The organism is Nostoc sp. S13 (genome assembly GCF_029379315.1).
GTDB lineage: Bacteria > Cyanobacteriota > Cyanobacteriia > Cyanobacteriales > Nostocaceae > Nostoc.
In genome coordinates this window covers 32,803-50,407 of record NZ_JAQYWQ010000027.1, presented here as the reverse complement: position 1 = coordinate 50,407, position 17,605 = coordinate 32,803, and the positions used below count along the sequence as shown (strand labels likewise).

General features: G+C 42.5%; 8 protein-coding genes. All 8 read left to right on the top strand.

The features are described 5' to 3' along the window. The first annotated feature begins 1,592 nt into the window (after positions 1-1,592). Positions 1,593-3,449: a fatty acyl-AMP ligase gene (locus PUQ00_RS11515; protein WP_300416207.1), complete on the top strand. Its 1,857-nt coding sequence runs from the start codon at positions 1,593-1,595 to the stop codon at positions 3,447-3,449. Positions 3,450-3,784: 335 nt separating this feature from the next. Further along, the gene (locus PUQ00_RS11510) at positions 3,785-4,090 is read left to right on the top strand and encodes an acyl carrier protein (RefSeq protein ID WP_300416205.1); all 306 of its coding nucleotides are present in this window, start codon (positions 3,785-3,787) and stop codon (positions 4,088-4,090) included. Between the two features lie 41 nt (positions 4,091-4,131). Then, a complete protein-coding gene (locus tag PUQ00_RS11505; RefSeq protein ID WP_300416203.1) occupies positions 4,132-5,529 on the top strand; it encodes a hypothetical protein in 1,398 nt (465 codons plus the stop codon). A gap of 226 nt (positions 5,530-5,755) precedes the next feature. Continuing rightward, on the top strand, positions 5,756-10,498 hold the full coding sequence (locus PUQ00_RS11500) for a type I polyketide synthase (protein WP_335029489.1): 4,743 nt from the start codon (positions 5,756-5,758) through the stop codon (positions 10,496-10,498). Positions 10,499-10,502: 4 nt separating this feature from the next. Further along, positions 10,503-13,397, top strand: coding sequence for a beta-ketoacyl synthase N-terminal-like domain-containing protein (locus PUQ00_RS11495; protein ID WP_300416199.1), 2,895 nt, complete (start codon positions 10,503-10,505; stop codon positions 13,395-13,397). Positions 13,398-13,510: 113 nt separating this feature from the next. Further along, positions 13,511-15,373 carry a hypothetical protein gene (locus tag PUQ00_RS11490; protein WP_300416215.1) on the top strand — a complete coding sequence of 621 codons (1,863 nt, stop codon included), beginning with the start codon at positions 13,511-13,513 and terminating at the stop codon, positions 15,371-15,373. 38 nt (positions 15,374-15,411) lie between these two features. Further along, a complete protein-coding gene (locus PUQ00_RS11485; RefSeq protein WP_300416197.1) occupies positions 15,412-16,308 on the top strand; it encodes an SDR family NAD(P)-dependent oxidoreductase in 897 nt (298 codons plus the stop codon). A 60-nt stretch (positions 16,309-16,368) separates the two neighbouring features. Further along, positions 16,369-17,544, top strand: coding sequence for a glycosyltransferase (locus PUQ00_RS11480; RefSeq protein WP_300416195.1), 1,176 nt, complete (start codon positions 16,369-16,371; stop codon positions 17,542-17,544). Positions 17,545-17,605 lie beyond the last annotated feature (61 nt).

Sequence of the window (17,605 nt, the reverse complement as noted above, 5' to 3'; positions counted from 1 at the left end):
GTTTAGTAGAAAGTTCTCAATTAGTCACAAAATTGGCAGCATAAAATCTTTAAAATCCTACAAATAACCAAATTTGGGATTTGAATACACAAAATCTGCCAATTTAGATTTTTATCTGGCAACATAATTTTGCTAAAGGTGCCAAATTCCGCAACTAGCAAATTTGGTTAGCTAATCTGAGGACTCTACAAATTAATTATTGATCATCTATGTATCTCTATCAAAAGGAATAGACAGATATGGGAATTGATTATTCAGCATTGATTATTTATTTCGAGTCAAAGCAGGATAGTTACATTCAAAGCAACATAGGTGCGTAGAAAACAGAGATCGAAATTTGTAATTCTGTAGCGCGTTCTTGAAGATGAGCAAGTAGGACTGTTTCATTCGATAAGGTGATGATTTTATCAAGAGTACTCGCTGTGAAATTTAGGAAAGTGGGAAAAAGAAAAATTACCACTTCAACGGATAAATTTAACTGCGTACACTAAAAGGGTTGCCCAAGCTACGCGCAGCATATCGCAGACAAGCCTCTCGCAGAGAAGGCATCGCTATTTTCTTGTGCAATCAGATTTTTTAGTCACCTGATTTTTTTGCTTGAAACACTTGTAAATCAGCGCCTTTTAGGGAATGAAACAGCCTTGGGTAAGCAGTTGCTATCTATATTTTCCTAGTATCAATATATTTGCGATCGCTTATTTCGCGCTGAACTTTGGGATTTATTGATGGCTTCTTGTGGTAATTCGCGCCAGCGAATTGTACCAGGCGTTCTTTAATTATCATCTTCATTTCAGCAGCGTGATCCCCAAATGAGTTTTTCATTCTCAGAACTTTACTAAAATAGCCAACACTTTAACATTAGGCAGAATGGACATTGTTCACAAACTTGGATCAAACATCCACTACTATTGTTTACTTGCAAATCTACCATAGGGGACTTGCAACCACTACAATAACTCAGCATTTGTAACTAATTATTAATTAGGTTACAAATATACAAATGGTAATTTACCTATGCTCTAATTTTCATCAAACAATATTTGATTGAGGAAAAATATATTTTGTAAACAGCGAAATAGTTTTTAATTTATTATTTGCAGCATAAATACGCAGGAAAATACTAGGACAGATTCGGAGCGTCTTGATGCCAAATACCAAAAATGAAACAAGCTTGAGTCCTGGGTCTTATGCTTGAACTGTTTAGACTTGATTAAGTTTAAATAAACTAGAAATTACATTTAAACTAAACATAAAAATCTCAATTGGTTATTATGTTGAAATTTTTCTATGCTTTTTTAACTATAGATTAATCAAGTAATTAAAAGCCAATACTATCAAATATATTGATTGATGTTTTTAGAAAACATGTTGACTTATAGGTAAAATTGCTATAGAGTAAGCGTAGTAAAAATAATAAATTTTGTAAATAATACCTAACAAAAAATCAACTGGTGAGGGAATATTTATTATTTATCGAAATAATTAATTTTTTAATAAATATTGAGAAAGATACTAGTGTTTTAATTGTTTGATACCAGTTAAATGTTGTATCTACCTAAAAAAATAACTGTAATTGAATAGAGGCACATTGAATGAGTTTTTATTCCAATAGCTCCATAACTCCCGCTCATTTTTCAACATTAGTTGAATTGCTGAGTTACAGAGCAAAAAATCAGCCTGAACAGAAAGCTTATACTTTTTTACAAAGTATAGAAAAAGAAGCAGAATCATTGACTTATGAAGAATTACATCTGGAAGCACAAGCGATCGCAGCTAGTCTCCAGTCTCTAAATATTGTCGGTGAACGTGCTTTGCTCCTATATCAACCGGGTCTAGATTTTATTGCTGCTTTCTTCGGATGTTTATATGCTGGCGTTATTGCTGTTCCGGCATATCCACCCAGGCGAAATCAAAAGTTGTCCAGGTTGCAGGCAATGACAGCAGATGCCCAAGCCAAGATTGTACTTACTTCTAAATCTCTTTTGGATAACCTCCAGACTAGCTTCAATCAAGAGGATTTGGAAATTTCTGGATTGCATTGGCTAGCTACCGATGAGTTGAGTAACGATCTCGCCCAAGCATGGCAACCGCAGGAACTGGACGGTAATACCTTAGCTTTCCTTCAATACACATCTGGCTCTACAGGGACACCTAAGGGCGTGATGATTACTCATGGAAATCTGCTGCATAACGAGCAGATGATCGAGAAAGCCTTCGGACATACAAACAAAACTATTGTTGTTGGTTGGTTGCCTGTTTTCCATGACATGGGACTGATTGGAAATGTCTTGCAGCCCTTATATTTAGGGGTTCCTTGCATTCTGATGTCTCCAGTAGAGTTTCTCCAAAAACCAATTCGCTGGTTGCAGGCAATATCCCACTACAAAGCTACAACTAGTGGCGGCCCAAATTTTGCTTATGATCTTTGCATTCGCAAGGTGACACCCGAACAGCTAACGACTCTTGATCTCAGCAGTTGGGAGGTTGCTTTTACTGGTGCTGAACCTATCCGTGCTGAGACTTTGGAGCAGTTTGCTTCTACTTTTGCGCCTTGTGGCTTCCGCAAAGAAGCATTTTATCCCTGCTACGGGATGGCAGAAACCACTCTAATAGTAAGCGGGGGTGAGAAAACAGCCTTACCAATCACTTGCAACGTAGAAAAAGCAGCATTAGAGCAAAACCGAATTGTGAAGCAGCACAAGAGTCACGGAGATACCCTGACGATAGTAGGTTGTGGGCAAAGTCCTGCTGATCAGAAGGTGGTCATTGTCGATCCCCAATCCTTAACGATGTGTGCTTCTGAGCAAGTGGGGGAAATCTGGGTAGCAGGACCGAGTGTTGCTCAAGGTTATTGGAATCAACCTGAGGAGACAGAGAAAACTTTTCATGCATATTTAGCAGATACAGGTGTTGACGATAGTGCAACCTCAGTCTCATTTTTCCGCACTGGAGACTTAGGATTTTTGCAAGACGGGGAGTTGTTTATCACAGGGAGACTCAAAGATGTAATTATCATCAGAGGGCAAAATCATTATCCACAAGATATTGAACTGACTGTTGAGAAGAGTCATCCCGCCCTGAGACCTGGTTCAGGAGCAGTATTTTCCGTTGATTTCAAGAATTCTGAACGACTAGTTATTGTTCAGGAGGTAGAGCGGAGTTACTTACGGAAGTTAAACGTTCAAGAAATTGTCGGAAATGTCAGACAAGCAGTGATTGCACAGCATGGACTGGATATATTCGCTACGGTACTCATCAAGACTGGAAGTATTCCTAAAACCTCTAGTGGCAAAATTCGCCGTCAAGCTTGTCGAAGTGCATTTCTTGCCGGCAGCTTAGATGTCATGGAGGATTGGAGTGAGAATCCTCAGGACAAAGCTAAGTTTAAGGATCTAGAAGCAGAGGTTGATTCTGTTCTAAAGCAGTTAACACCTACTAACCCGCTATGAACAGCAATCGGATTCTCCAAGAAAGATTCATACCGATCCGACTAGATAGCAGATATCCAAAAGAAGTTTTTGATTAAATCACATTAGAGGCAGAAGAGAGCGATCCTAAATGAATACCTGCAAACTCTCTATAGGCAATTAGACTGACAACTATCATGCTTTTCCAACAGCTGAGTTGCAGTGGTGGCAGATAGCTCCAGATACGGGGATCATTTATCTTCTAGAGTTTTTGGGCTGGCATGGGAATGTAAATATTCCGAAGACAGGTATAGTTGCAGTGCAAAAATTAAACGCATTTGATTGTTGAAATATCTACATCGAGAAGGACTTAAACCATGACAACGCAAAATATTGAGTTGAATCCCACATCTACAGTTGCACCCAAGCAGATCCCAACAGCAGCAGAGATTCAAACATGGATAATCTCTTATTTAGCTGACTTGTTGGAAGTGGATTCAGAGGAAATCGAAGTCACAATCCCTTTTGACCGCTATGGTTTAGATTCTTCAGCAGCAGTTGGTTTGACTGGTGACTTAGAAGAGTGGTTGGGGTGTGAACTCGATCCAACCCTACTCTACGATTATCCGACTGTCGAGGCTCTAGTTCAGCATTTGAACTCAGAGTTAAAAGCTAAAAACTAATCTCAATTCTCTTCATATTTAGTGCCATTCAGGAGAAAATCATGGTAACTGTAAACAAGACTCTCGAACCGTTAGGAGTGCAGGAGTCAACCCACTTCCACCGCATTGAAAAAACTTACCAAAATAATCAAGACTCAGATTATACTGAGAAACTAAAAGAACTGGGTAACGAATTCAATTATGCCAAAAACAGCAATTATTATTGGAGTAAACCTGACCTTTCGCTTCTCTATGGGACTCCTCTTTACAATGCTGCTTCTGACACCCAAAAACTAGCGCTTAATCATCTTTATTGGGTTGGAAATTATAACCATACTGCTGTTAGCGAAGCCAGTACAAGTATTTACAACATGGTCACGTCTGGTGTTTTTCGGGCCGTTGGTGGTTACGAAACACTTTGTGATGAACTGGACTTTGAAACCGATCAGGAAAGCTACCACATTCGCGCCTTTCAAAAGATTGGTTACAAAACCAAAATGGGTATTGTCGGTAAAACTATATTGGGTAATTCCCTCTATAGCAAAACAGAAAAAGACAATAATAGTTGGCTTAATCTTTTGATTCCTCAATCTGTGCGGGGATATTTCACCTCTAATCAAGGAAGTTCTCCCTTTTCGATACAGCGAGACAATACCTTAAGCGCGATCGCTAAGACAATGTTGAGCGATAAAAAACAGTATTATTCCCCGTATTTGACAGATTTAGAAGAAAAAGGTCAGCCGATTCCCGCACCAGCAGATGGACTAGCAGGGCGAATCGCACCCCGCTACTGGTTACGCTTTTTTACTGTTCACTGGGGCATGTCGCCGTTTATGGCGTGTCAGTACTATTCCTTGCGCTACACGGCTAATGCGATTCTCAAGAATCAAGAATATCCCTATGTCAGGTATTACCGAGAGTTAGAGCAAAAAGGCGAGTATATTCCGACCCCAACAGCTGTATCTTATTACCACTTATTAGACGAGGCTTTCCATACCACGATCTCTCAAACCATTGCCAGAGATATGTATAAGGATTTCCCGAAGCCAACTGCTTACGAGAAGTTTATATCTGGTTTGATAGTCTATCAAATCCAACGCAACCTTTTGAGCGGACTTTCTGGAGTCTTACCTGGTCGTTGTGTTTACGATGACCAGATGTTAATGCTCTTTTACTACAAGCTCTTAAAGTCTCCTTTATTTAAGATGGAAACCAAAGAAGCACTCGATTGGATGGAAAAATGTTTCTGTCAAGAACACGAAGGTTTCCAAACCGCGCTTAAATATCATCACAGTCTTTTGGAATTGATGCGGAGATTATTTAGTCGCTTAGACTATCAATGGTCTGTCAATCGGGAGATGGGGATCATGGCTGCTGGAGCCTCAATCGACAAAGCAATTCAAAAGAATATTCCGGTCTTTAAAGAGTTCTCCAAATCGATTCTGGCTCAAGAGAGTTAAAGCAATTCCGAAGGGACTTCCAAATAAAAAAATATCCCAAAAACTCTCTGTTCCTTATTCCTGTGTGTTCTCTGTGTTCTCGGCGTTTCTGTGCTAGCCTGCGGTAAACTGCTCCGTGTCTACGTTTATTTGGGTAATTTATTTCTTGGAAATCCCTAATTCGCAATTCGTAATTGAATTCTTAACTACGAATTAGTAATTAGTTAAAAAGAGGCATAATATTTTGATGGAAGCCATAGCAATTGTTGGCATTGGTTGCCGTTTTCCCAAAGCGAAAAATCCTGAATCCTTTTGGCATCTATTGCGTGATGGAGTCGATGCGATCGCCCAAGTACCACCAGAACGATGGGATATAGACGCCTTTTATGAGTCTAAGCCAGCGACACCAGGAAAAATGAACTCCCGATGGGCCGGTTTTTTGGATCAGGTAGATATGTTTGATCCCAGCTTTTTTGGAATTTCTGCCCGCGAGGCAGAACACATAGACCCCCAGCAAAGATTAGTGTTGGAGGTAGCTTGGGAAGCTTTAGAAAATACTGGACTTTTGCCAAAAACTCTCGCAGGTAGCCAAACGGGTGTCTTCATTGGGATCACCAACGCTGACTACCACAAAATGATCTACAAAGACTCATCCCAAATCGGTGCATACAGTGCTACGGGTACCACTCCTTGTATTGCCGCCAATCGTCTATCTTACTTGCTGAATCTGCGCGGCCCCAGTATGGCCATAGATACAGCTTGTTCTTCGTCATTAGTGGCAATTCATTTAGCTTGCCAGAGTTTGCGGAACGGAGAGTCCAATCTCTGCCTAGCTGGAGGAGTTAACTTGATGTTGGCTCCAGAGCCGGCAATCTCTTGCTCCCAAGCTCAGATGATGGCTCCTGACGGTCGCTGTAAGACCTTTGACGCTAGTGCTGATGGTTATACCAGAGGAGAAGGTTGCGGGATCATCGTACTTAAGCGTCTAGAAGATGCCCTCCGTGATGGAGACAACATTTTGGCGCTGATCAGAGGCTCGGCAGTCAATCAAGATGGTACGAGTAATGGACTGACAGCCCCTAATGGGCCTTCCCAGCAAGCAGTAATTCGCCAAGCCCTAGAACAGGCTGGAGTGGCTCCAGCGCAAATTAGCTATGTGGAAGCTCACGGTACTGGCACTTCTTTGGGAGACCCAATTGAGGTCAAATCCCTCAAAGCCGTACTGATGGAAGGTCGTTCCTCAGACCAACCCTGTTGGATTGGCTCAGTCAAGACCAACATTGGTCATTTGGAAGGTGCTGCTGGCATGAGTGGCCTAATCAAGGTGGTCTTACAACTGCAACAACGGGAAATTGCCCCCCATTTGCACCTCAAGCAGCTCAATCCTTATATTTCTCTGGAAGGGACACCCCTTGCCATCCCTGTTGAGCGTCAGCCTTGGTCTTACCCTGGAAGTCGCTTGGCGGGGGTCAGTGCTTTTAGTTTTGGTGGCACCAATTGCCACATAATTTTAGAAGAAGCTCCGCTCCCAACCCCAGTCACGAGTGAACCCGAACGCCCCAAGCAGATTCTAACCCTATCGGCAAAAACGGCTCCGGCTCTAACGGAACTAGCACAACAGTATCAAGATTTTTTCGCGGCTCATCCAGAAGTATCTTTGGCGGATGTCTGCTTCAGTGCCAATACGGGGCGATCGCATTTTGAGCATCGCCTCGCTGTTGTTAGTGAATCTGCTGTACAGATGTGTCAACAATTGAGTGCTTTTGGCGCTGGAGAAGACACTTCCGGTCTCAGAAGTGGGCAAGTAACGAAAAAGAAGTTACCGAAGCTAGCATTTTTATTCACCGGTCAGGGATCACAGTATGTCGGTATGGGTCGCCAACTCTACGATACTCAACCGATTTTTCGGCAAGCTATTGACCAATGCGCGGCAATTCTGCATCCTTATCTTAACCAGCCTTTACTTGAGATTCTCTATCCCGAAGCAGGCAAATCTTCGCCTTTAGATGAAACTGCCTACACTCAACCAGCCTTGTTTGCTGTGGAATATGCTCTGTTTCGGTTATGGGAATCCTGGGGGATCAAGCCAGACGCAGTTATGGGGCATAGCGTAGGTGAATATACGGCTGCTTGCGTCGCGGGGATATTTAGTTTAGAAGATGGTCTGAAGCTGATTGCCGAACGCGCTCGTCTGATGCAGGCTTTGCCCCAAGATGGTGAGATGGTGGCAGTAATTGCGTCGGAAGCTTTAGTAACCTCAATTATTCAACCTTATGACCAAGTGACCATTGCTGCTATTAATGGCCCTAAGAATATAGTAATTTCTGGCGATCGCCACATTATAGAAATAGTCACCAACATTTTCCGGGCACAAGGAATCACGACGAAAAAGTTACAAGTTTCTCATGCTTTCCACTCTCCCTTAATGGAACCAATGCTAGCTGAGTTTGAGCAAGTAGCCAAAAATGTTACCTACTCTTCACCTAAAATTAGCCTAATTTCCAATCTCAGTGGTCAACCAATTACAGATGAAATCGCTACCCCTGAATATTGGTGTCATCATGTGCGGCAGCCAGTCCGATTTGCAGCCAGTATGGAGGCGCTGTATCAGAGGGGCTACAAGATATTTGTAGAGATTGGCCCCAAGCCAATATTAATGGGAATGGGTCGTTATTGCTTACCAGAGGGAGAGGGAGTTTGGCTGCCTAGTTTGCGTCCTGGGCGTGAAGATTGGCAACAACTTCTTGAGAGCTTGGCGGCATTATATATCAGTGGCGCGATAGTAGACTGGAATGGCTTTGATCGAGACTATGCCCGTCGTCGAGTGGTGTTACCGAATTATCCATTTCAACGCCAGCGCTATTGGTTTGAAGTAGTTAATAATGGGCATTCAAAAATAGAGTCTTTATCCCCAGATCATATCCCGACTCAAATCTTCAATCTCTTGCATCAAGGAGAGACTGAACAACTAGCCCAATACTTACAAACTACGGCAGAATTCTCCCAAGAAGAAGTTAAAGTACTGCCTAAACTGTTAGAAGTATTAGTCAAGCAACATCAACAACAAATAACAGCAGCATCCTTCAAAGATTGGCTCTACAAAGTCAGCTGGCAGCCTCAGCCGCGTCAGTTGACACAAATCAGCGCTCAAGAACCTGGTAGCTGGCTGATTTTGGCTGACAACTGGGGTCTTGGACAAGCCCTAGCCGATCTTTTAGAAAAGCGGGGTCAAACTTGTTTTCTAGTCTATGCTGGGGACAGCTATGAAGTTAAACAGCCTGGAACTTGGAGTGTTAATCCATCAAATCCAGGCGATTTTGAGCGGCTTTTCCAAGAGGTAGTCGGAACTAACAACTTACCGTTAAGGGGAGTTGTTCACCTCTGGAGTTTAGAACCAGGATTGACTTCAGAATTAACCATCCCTTTGCTAGAAAAGATTCAGGTTCTTGGTTGTGCCAGTACCCTGCATCTAATACAAGCTCTGGCCTCGCGCCTCGACTCATCTCGTTTGTGGTTAGTAACCAGGGGAGCGGTACCAGCAGTATCCTCATTACTAGCACCAGCCCAGGCTTCTTTGTGGGGATTGGGTAAAGTTATTGCTTTGGAGCATCCCAAGTTGTGGGGAGGACTACTAGATTTGGCTGCCGATGCTTCCACAGATGAAGCAGTAAATCTTTTGGCAGAGATTTGGGATTCTCAAGGGGAAGACCAAATTGCCTTCCGAGAAGGACAGCGTTATGTGGCTCGCCTCATCCGTAGCGAAGTTCCAGAAGCTCGTTCAGTGCGGCTACAATCGGATAGCACATATCTAATTACTGGCGGATTGGGGGCGTTAGGTCTAAAAGTAGCGCAGTGGATGGTAGAGAAAGGGGCGCGGCACTTAATGCTGACTGGACGCAAACAGGCATCAGCTGAAGTACTCCAAGCGATCGCTCAGATGGAAAATCTGGGAGCTAAGGTAGCGATCGCCACTGCTGATGTCGCTGAATGGAGCGATATGGTGAGAGTATTTGAGGATATTCAAACTTCGATGCCGCCTTTAGGAGGAATTTTACACGCTGCTGGTATGCTCCACGATGGCATCCTCCGACAGCAAAACTGGAAGTCCTTCGAGCAAGTTATGGCAGCAAAGGTGAAAGGAACTTGGATTCTGCACACATTGAGTCAGCAGTTACAACTAGATTTCTTTGTCACATTTTCCTCGGCTGCGGCATTATTAGGTTCGCCAGGTCAAGGAAATTATGCCGCCGCGAATGCTTTCATGGATGCCTTAACTGATTATCGCCGAGCATCGGGACTGCCAGGATTGAGCATCAACTGGGGACTTTGGAAAGATGCTGGCATGGCTACAAATCTGGGAAACCGCGACCAAGCCAGATTAGCTGCCCAAGGGATGGAGTCAATACCATTAGAGCAGGGATTGCAGATATTAGGAAATTTGCTAGGACAGGATACAACCCAGGTAGGAGTATTGCCAGTTAACTGGTCTAAGTTCTGCCAACAATTTCCTGAAGGTTTGGTTTCACCATTTCTGGAATCTTTCATTGATAAAAAACCATCGTTGCAGCGAACAAAATTTTTACAGCAGTTAGAAGCAACTTCTCTAAACGAGCGGCAAACTCTTTTAATTGCTCACATCCAAACTGAAGTTGTTAAACTTTTAGGGATTGATTTATCCGAATTAGAGCCGCAACAAGGTTTTCTTGATCTCGGTATGGATTCTCTGATGGCGGTGGAGTTGAAGAACCGTTTGGAAAGCACTCTGAGTTGTTCTTTACCTGTAACTTTAGTTTTTGACTATCCCACAATCGAAGCGCTTGTTGATTATCTACTTAAAGAAGCGATCGCGGCATTTGCTGATGAATCTGCTGTGGAGTCACAAGAAACTAACCATCAGGAACAGGTTGTCGCTGAGTCATATTTAGACGATTTATCAGACAGCGAAGCCGAAGCACTGCTGCTTGGTAAATTAAATAGCATGAGGTACTGAACAGATGAATTCAGAACAAGAAAATACTGTATCACCCATCAAGCGGGCCCTTCGAGCTATTGAAGACCTGCAAGCCAAAGTTGACGAACTGGAGTATACCAAACGAGAACCAATTGCCATCATTGGCATGGGTTGCCGATTTCCCGGTGCTGAGAATCCAGAGGCATTCTGGCAACTGTTACGCAACGGAGTTGATGCCATCACTGAGGTTCCTGCTGATCGCTGGGATCTTGAAAAATTCTATGATCCAGATCCTGATGCTCCTGGTAAGGTGTGTACCCGCAAAGGCGGTTTTCTAGCTCAGGTAGATGGCTTTAACCCGGAATTTTTTGGGATTTCCGCTAGGGAAGCAGCAAGTATAGATCCCCAACAACGGCTCTTACTAGAGGTTGGTTGGGAGGCTTTAGAAAATGCCAGTCAAGCAGCAGAGCATTTGTATAACAGTTCTACAGGAGTGTTTATCGGCATTTACCTCAATGATTACAGCAAGGTAATGTCGTCAGTAGGAGACTCAACCCAAATCGACGCTTTTAGTGCGATCGGCAACTCCTTGAGCGTAGCGGCTGGGCGCTTATCGTATATTTTAGGGCTGAAAGGCCCGAGTATGGCGATCGATACTTCTTGTTCTTCCTCATTGGTGTCAGTACATTTGGCTTGTCAAAGTTTGCGTTTGCGAGAGTGCAATCTAGCCCTCGCTGGCGGAGTTGGGTTGAATCTTGTACCAGACACCAGCATTGCTCTTTCCAAGTCGCACATGCTAAATCCTAACGGTCGCTGCCAAACCTTCGATGCTGCTGCTAATGGCTTCGTCAAAGGAGAAGGGTGTGGTGTCGTCGTCCTCAAGCGTCTCAAAGATGCTTTGGCTGACGAGGACAACATCTTAGCTTTGATTCGGGGTTCTGCGGTAAACCACAATGGTCGTAGTAGTAGCTTGATTGCTCCGAATGGCATGTCTCAGCAAGCTACGATTCGCCAAGCTTTAGAAAATAGTGGTGTAGACTCAGCCCAGATTGACTATGTAGAAGTTCAGGGTACAGGGACATCAGTTGGAGAACCGATTGAGGTGGCAGCTTTAGGGGCAGTGTTTGGTAAGAATCGTCCTCAAGACAAACCTTTGGTTATTGGTTCGGTAAAAACCAACATTGGTCACTTAGAACCCGCTTCTGGGATCGCCAGTTTAATTAAGGTGGTGCTGGCTCTGCAACATGGAGAAATTCCACCCCACCTGCACTTTCAGCAGCCGAATCCTTACATTAAATGGGATGAATTCAGCCTAAAAGTTCCGACTGAGCGGATGCCTTGGTCTATAGGAGCAAAGCGCCGGCTAGCGGGAGTGAATACCTTTGGCTTTAGCGGTACTAACGCTCACCTGATTCTGGAAGAGGCTCCGGTTTTAGAAGTAGCGCCAAGGTCAACAGAGCGCCCTCTGCACCTACTAGCATTATCAGCTAAGACAGAGGAAGCTCTGATTGAGTTAGCCGAACGGTATGAGAAACACTTGGCTGCAAATCCAGACTTAGCTTTAGGAGATATCTGCTTTAGTGCCAATAGCGGCCGATCGCACTTTCAGCATCGGTTAAGTGTGGTAGCATCTTCATCTAATGAACTTTATGAAAAGCTAGCCGCCTTCGGTGCTGGCCAAGAAGTAGCAGGGTTATTTAAAGGAAAGGCAGCATCCCCTAAGATCGCTTTCGTTTTCACTGCTCTTAACTCCCAGTTTCTAGAAATGGGGCGTAAACTCTACAAAACCCAACCAACCTTCCGTGCTGCCCTCGACCATTGCGGTCAAATCCTGCGTCCTTACTTAGAGCAACCATTACTAGAGATACTTTTCTCTCAATCTCCCCCTGCTCCCCCTGCCCTCTTCTCCCTACAGTATGCCCTTTTCCAGTTATGGAAATCCTGGGGTATAGAACCTAGCGCAGTTATGGGTAACGATATCGGGGAATACGTTGCTGCCTGTGTAGCTGGAGTTTTCAGCTTGGAAGATGGCTTGAAATTGGTTGCTAACTCCCAAGTGGACAATTTTGAGCAAATCGCTAAGGAAGTAACCTACTCCCAACCACGAATTCCCGTAGTTTCTCATCTAACTGCTGAAATAACTACTCCTCAGTATTGGTGTCAGCAAGTACGACAACCCGTGAATGCAGCCAGCGTCAATATTCTAGCTCAACAGGGGTACGAAATATTTCTGGGAATAGGTAGCGATCGCTTCTCTGAAACTGAAAAGGTTTGGCTTCCTAGTCTGCATCCAGAAAAAGAAGATTGGCAACAGCTACTAGAAAGTTTGGGGACTTTATATGTACGTGGGGCAAAAGTAGACTGGTTAGCTTTTGATTTAGATTACTCGCGTCAACGTCTGCAATTACCAACCTATCCCTGGCAGCGAAAGCGTCACTGGTTTGGGGGTAATCGTAATGGGCACGAGAAAGTTGAGAGTTTCTCCCCGAATAAATCTCTCAATCAAGCAGATTTAAAACAACTACTCAAGCAGTTAGAAATCACCGTAGAACTCTCACAAGCAGAGTTGAATTTGCTACCTAGACTCTTTGAGCTATTAGAGAAGCAACACCAACAGACCGAAACTGAGAAGGAAACTAACATCACATTGCAGCAGCTCAATCTTAAATCTCTGACAGCAGAAGATATTCAAGCTTGGTTAGTTAACCAAATTGCCCAAGAACTGGGAGTCAAACCCGATGAAATCAATGTCTGGCTACCTTTTGACAGTTACGGTTTAGATTCCGTGCTAGCGATCGCTATTGCTAGTGCTGCAAAGCAATTCCTCGGACTTGATGTGTCTCCACTTTTGTTAATGCATTATCCCACTATCGGGTCACTTTCACTGCATTTAGCGAAAGAATTAGAAGCTTCTGAATCAGAAATATTTGAAATTTAACACCAAAGCTGTTTAAGAAAAATTACTTGAAGAAGAATGCACAATTCCGAATTCAGAATCAAGACGATATTCATTCTGAATTCTATTTAAATAACAACAAAGATGGTGAATCTATGAACGTATCAGAGCTTTTGGAAAATCTTAATCATCAAGGCGTTCAGTTGTGGGCTGATAATGATAAACTCAAGATTAATTCTCCCAAAGGATTACTGACGCCAGAAATCCGCACAGAACTAGCTGAACGCAAAACGGAAATTATCGCCTTTCTCCAAAAAAGTAACGATGCCGTTAGTGATACTACAACTAAAACTCAAGACGTGAGTTTGCAAACAATTGGCCGTTTGATTGGTGGTTATTGCCGTAAAATTACAGGCTTTATCCCTCCTATCATTGATCCAAAGTTGATGGCAAATCGGCTAAAAGTTACCTTTAGACCTTTGCCTAATGATTATAAAGAAGAAATAGTTCTACAGTTTAGAGAAGAGTTAGAAAATAAACTGCGAGAAAATGGAGTTCAGCTTCTATCTTGGGAAGAAGCAACTAAAGAGTTTAACTACGAAATTACTATTCCTTTGATTAATTGGAAAAGGAATATCACCACACGGGTGATTAAATCAGGTGTTAATGCTGTCGTAGATGTTGAAAAGTATCCTTCTTTGTTTGGGAAAGTAAAGATATTTTTAGCAGAATTGCTATATCGATTATATTCTCGTTTTGTTTTTAACAATAGCCCGATATCTGCTGCTAAGATTATGCAATTTATCAGTTGGGCTGAAGAGAGCGTCCAACCACTTGAAGATCCGACAAATACCCAAGCGATCGTTTTAACAAAACTGAATCCAAAGCTAGTCGATCCAAAAATTCCTTATCAACAAAGAATTCCTCTTGGTGTCAAGACTCTGATTAAGAACTTTTCGGAAATTGTAATTGGGGTTGACAACACCAATATTTCTATCTTAAATATGAACCTTTCCGACTCGGTATTTCCTACAGAGTCCCTTGATGAGTTTGTTTCTAAATCTTTAATTCCCAAAATTTTTGTACCAATTCAACCATTACCTTTAAGTCGATTTGAAATTGGTGAATATGACGTTCAAGCATCTGTCTATGCAAGTCAATTAGTCAAATTTGGTAAAGAGTTAGCATCAACAGAGTTACTACCTTCCGGTTTTAAAATTAACGATGTGATGAAAAGAAAGTCCCATCGAGATATTGTGGACTGGATGATAAATGGTAGAACAGGAGTTTCTTACGGTTTTGTTGCTTACGCCGAACCGCCACAATATATAGGTGCTGTAGAAATATCTGAGAGAGAGTGGGAAACCTTATCAATAATCCCAGGATTCAGTCGTGATGAACTGCGTCAGAATGAAATCGGTAGAAGGTATATTAAAACCAAGATTGGGGAAAAATACGTATTTAAGCAGATACCAGACATCTGGGTTGCTAGTTCTCGTTCCGGCTCAAATAAAACAAACCTGAATTTAGAAACAGACGTTTTTCGGATTGGATTACAAGACAGGTTATTACTTCAGTTGCCAAAAGGTCTTGATTCTGTAGTCGGGGATATCAAACCATCTTATGACCTTTATGTCATGGTGGCGATCGCTCTGGCTGCTGCTTTATACGCACCAGAGTTAATTGAAAATGGGATGCCAATGGTTCATTTCCACGGATATCCATCAAAAGAATGGTTGCAACCGCATGAATATTGCACTGGTGTCCAAAATCCTTCGGTTCCTTGTGGAACTTATGAATCAGGAGTTTTTAATTTCTTAGGTATATACAATCTAGTGAATAAATATGGCAGCAATATTGCCTTAGCCAGTCTGATAGAACCAGATCATGGCACAAATATCATTGCCTCTGACTGGGAATATTTACTTGCCAGAATCAAAACTGGAGTTGCACAGGAACAAATTGAACTGGGTGGTAAGCATTTCCCTTCTCTAAAAGAGAGCGTTGTTACTTCCTGAACTAGGTTGGTACTGATCAAAGAGGATGTTAAGCAATCATGACAATTATTGCAGGTCAAACAGTAGTTTTGACAGGAGCCTCACGCGGCATCGGAGTCTTTATTGCTCGTGCTTTGGCAAAAGAAAAAGCAACTATAGTTGGTGTTTCGCGATCGGCAGAGGGACTAGATCAAGTATCTGCCGAAGTCAAAGCTTTAGGAGGTCGCTGGTTAGGCATTAAACACGACCTCAGTCAGCTAGAGGATCTGCCAAACCTCGTTCAGCAAATTAATCAGTTTGCAGGCCCAATCGACATTTTAATCAACAACGCAGGTATAGAGATATACAGAAAATTTCAAGATTATTCGACTGCGGAGTTGCAGTCGATATTAACAATTAACTTGCTTTCGGGAATGGAATTAAGTCGTTTGCTACTGCCAAAAATGTTAGACCAGAGGAGGGGTCACATTGTTAATATTGCTTCTCTGGCTGGTAAAAAGGGAAATCCTTACAACAGTGTTTATTCTGCTAGCAAAGCCGGTTTACTGATGTGGACTGATGCACTCAGGCAAGAGTTAGCTGATACTGGCGTGGGAATTTCTGCAATCTGTCCGGGATATGTTTCTGGTCAGGGAATGATTGCCGATACTGGCGTACCCATACCAAAGTTAGCAGGCGCATCTCAAGCAGATGATGTCGCAAAAGCAGTCATCCGCGCTATTAAGCAGAATCAGGCAGAAGTGATTGTCAATCAAGATCCGATAACAGCAAGTATATCAAAGCTGTTAATGGCGGTGTGGCAAGTTTTTCCCGAATTTGGAGATACAGTTTACCACTGGATGGGAGTAGGTAAGCTCAATCAACTTCGCATCGAGAATCAAAAGCGCGTTGCCTTAAAATTTAGTGAAAGCAAATCAATGGTAACAGCAACAACGCCTAAAACTAATGAAAGATGACGTTGTTTAACTTAGATATGAAATTTAAAAAAGATTGTCCATAACCCGAATTGAAAAAACATGAAAAAAGTATATTTGATGATTTATGATTTAGGCGCAGGTCATCGCAGCACAGCCAATGCTTTGCAAAAAGTGATCGAGAAGCGGCAATTACCTTGGGAAATTCATATAGTCGATGCTTTCAAAGAAATCATCGGCACCACTGCTCCACACTACGTTTACAATCAGCTGATACTCAAAAAAAACTGGGCAAAGATTATTAATGACCCTTTCTTAGTTCCTTCATTCAAATTACAAATACGCCTTTCTCATTTTGCTTGGTTAGGACGTTTTAAAAGATATTGGCAGCAGCATCAACCTGATATGGTGGTTTCATTACTGCCCTATATCAACGGGCTGATTAATCAAAGCTTGCAGGCAGTATCGCCCACAGTGCCTTTTACAACCGTAATCACCGATCACGCCGATTGCCCACCTCACTTCTGGATTGATCCACAAGCACAATTCTTAATTTGTCCTACTCAAAGAGCAGTTGAACAAGCAAAAAACTTGGGTTATAGGCAAGAGCGAATCTTTAGCACTTCAGGAGTGGTAATTCATCCTCGATTCTCTGAACCCGTGAATAGCGATCGCAAAATTGAAAGAGAACGCTTAGGTTTAGATCCAGATTTACCTACAGGTTTAGTTACTTTTGGTAGTCAAGGGTCAAAGGCAATATTAGAAATTGCCGATTCTCTAGAGAAATCGTCACTAAATCTACAACTGATTTTTATCTGCGGACGCAATGAAGAAATAGCAAACACTTTGCGCCGTCAACAGAGTCGCTTACCAAGGTTCATTGAAACTTTTACTAGTGAAATTCCCTACTATATGCATCTATCAGATTTCTTGATTGGTAAATCCGGCTCTGTAGGTGTTAGTGAGGCTGTGGCAATGAACTTGCCAGTAATTACAGATTCCAATGCCTTAAGTATGTTTCAAGAACGACCCTCGGCTGAATGGATTGCAGAAAATGAGATTGGGATTGTAGTCCGCGATTTTCGGGATATTAACCAAGCTGTAGCCAAGCTAATCCAACCGGAAACTCTAGCTCGTTATCGTGCTAATGCTGCTGGGATCAATAATCAAGCTGTGTTTGAAGTTGTTGATATTTTGGAACAAATACTTGAAAGTTCCTTCTCAGTTGCGCCTTCTGCAAGCATTGACACACATAAAAAGTTATCTTCGACAGTTTAATTCATGTATAAAGACTCCTGTATTTAAAGATTGTGGAGAGTTGATGTGAAAACAATAACAG

Coding starts and splice junctions, on each gene's coding strand:
- PUQ00_RS11515 (WP_300416207.1), top strand. CDS start 1,593: ATGAGTTTTTATTCCAATAGCTCCATAACTCCCGCTCATTTTTCAACA.
- PUQ00_RS11510 (WP_300416205.1), top strand. CDS start 3,785: ATGACAACGCAAAATATTGAGTTGAATCCCACATCTACAGTTGCACCC.
- PUQ00_RS11505 (WP_300416203.1), top strand. CDS start 4,132: ATGGTAACTGTAAACAAGACTCTCGAACCGTTAGGAGTGCAGGAGTCA.
- PUQ00_RS11500 (WP_335029489.1), top strand. CDS start 5,756: ATGGAAGCCATAGCAATTGTTGGCATTGGTTGCCGTTTTCCCAAAGCG.
- PUQ00_RS11495 (WP_300416199.1), top strand. CDS start 10,503: ATGAATTCAGAACAAGAAAATACTGTATCACCCATCAAGCGGGCCCTT.
- PUQ00_RS11490 (WP_300416215.1), top strand. CDS start 13,511: ATGAACGTATCAGAGCTTTTGGAAAATCTTAATCATCAAGGCGTTCAG.
- PUQ00_RS11485 (WP_300416197.1), top strand. CDS start 15,412: ATGACAATTATTGCAGGTCAAACAGTAGTTTTGACAGGAGCCTCACGC.
- PUQ00_RS11480 (WP_300416195.1), top strand. CDS start 16,369: ATGAAAAAAGTATATTTGATGATTTATGATTTAGGCGCAGGTCATCGC.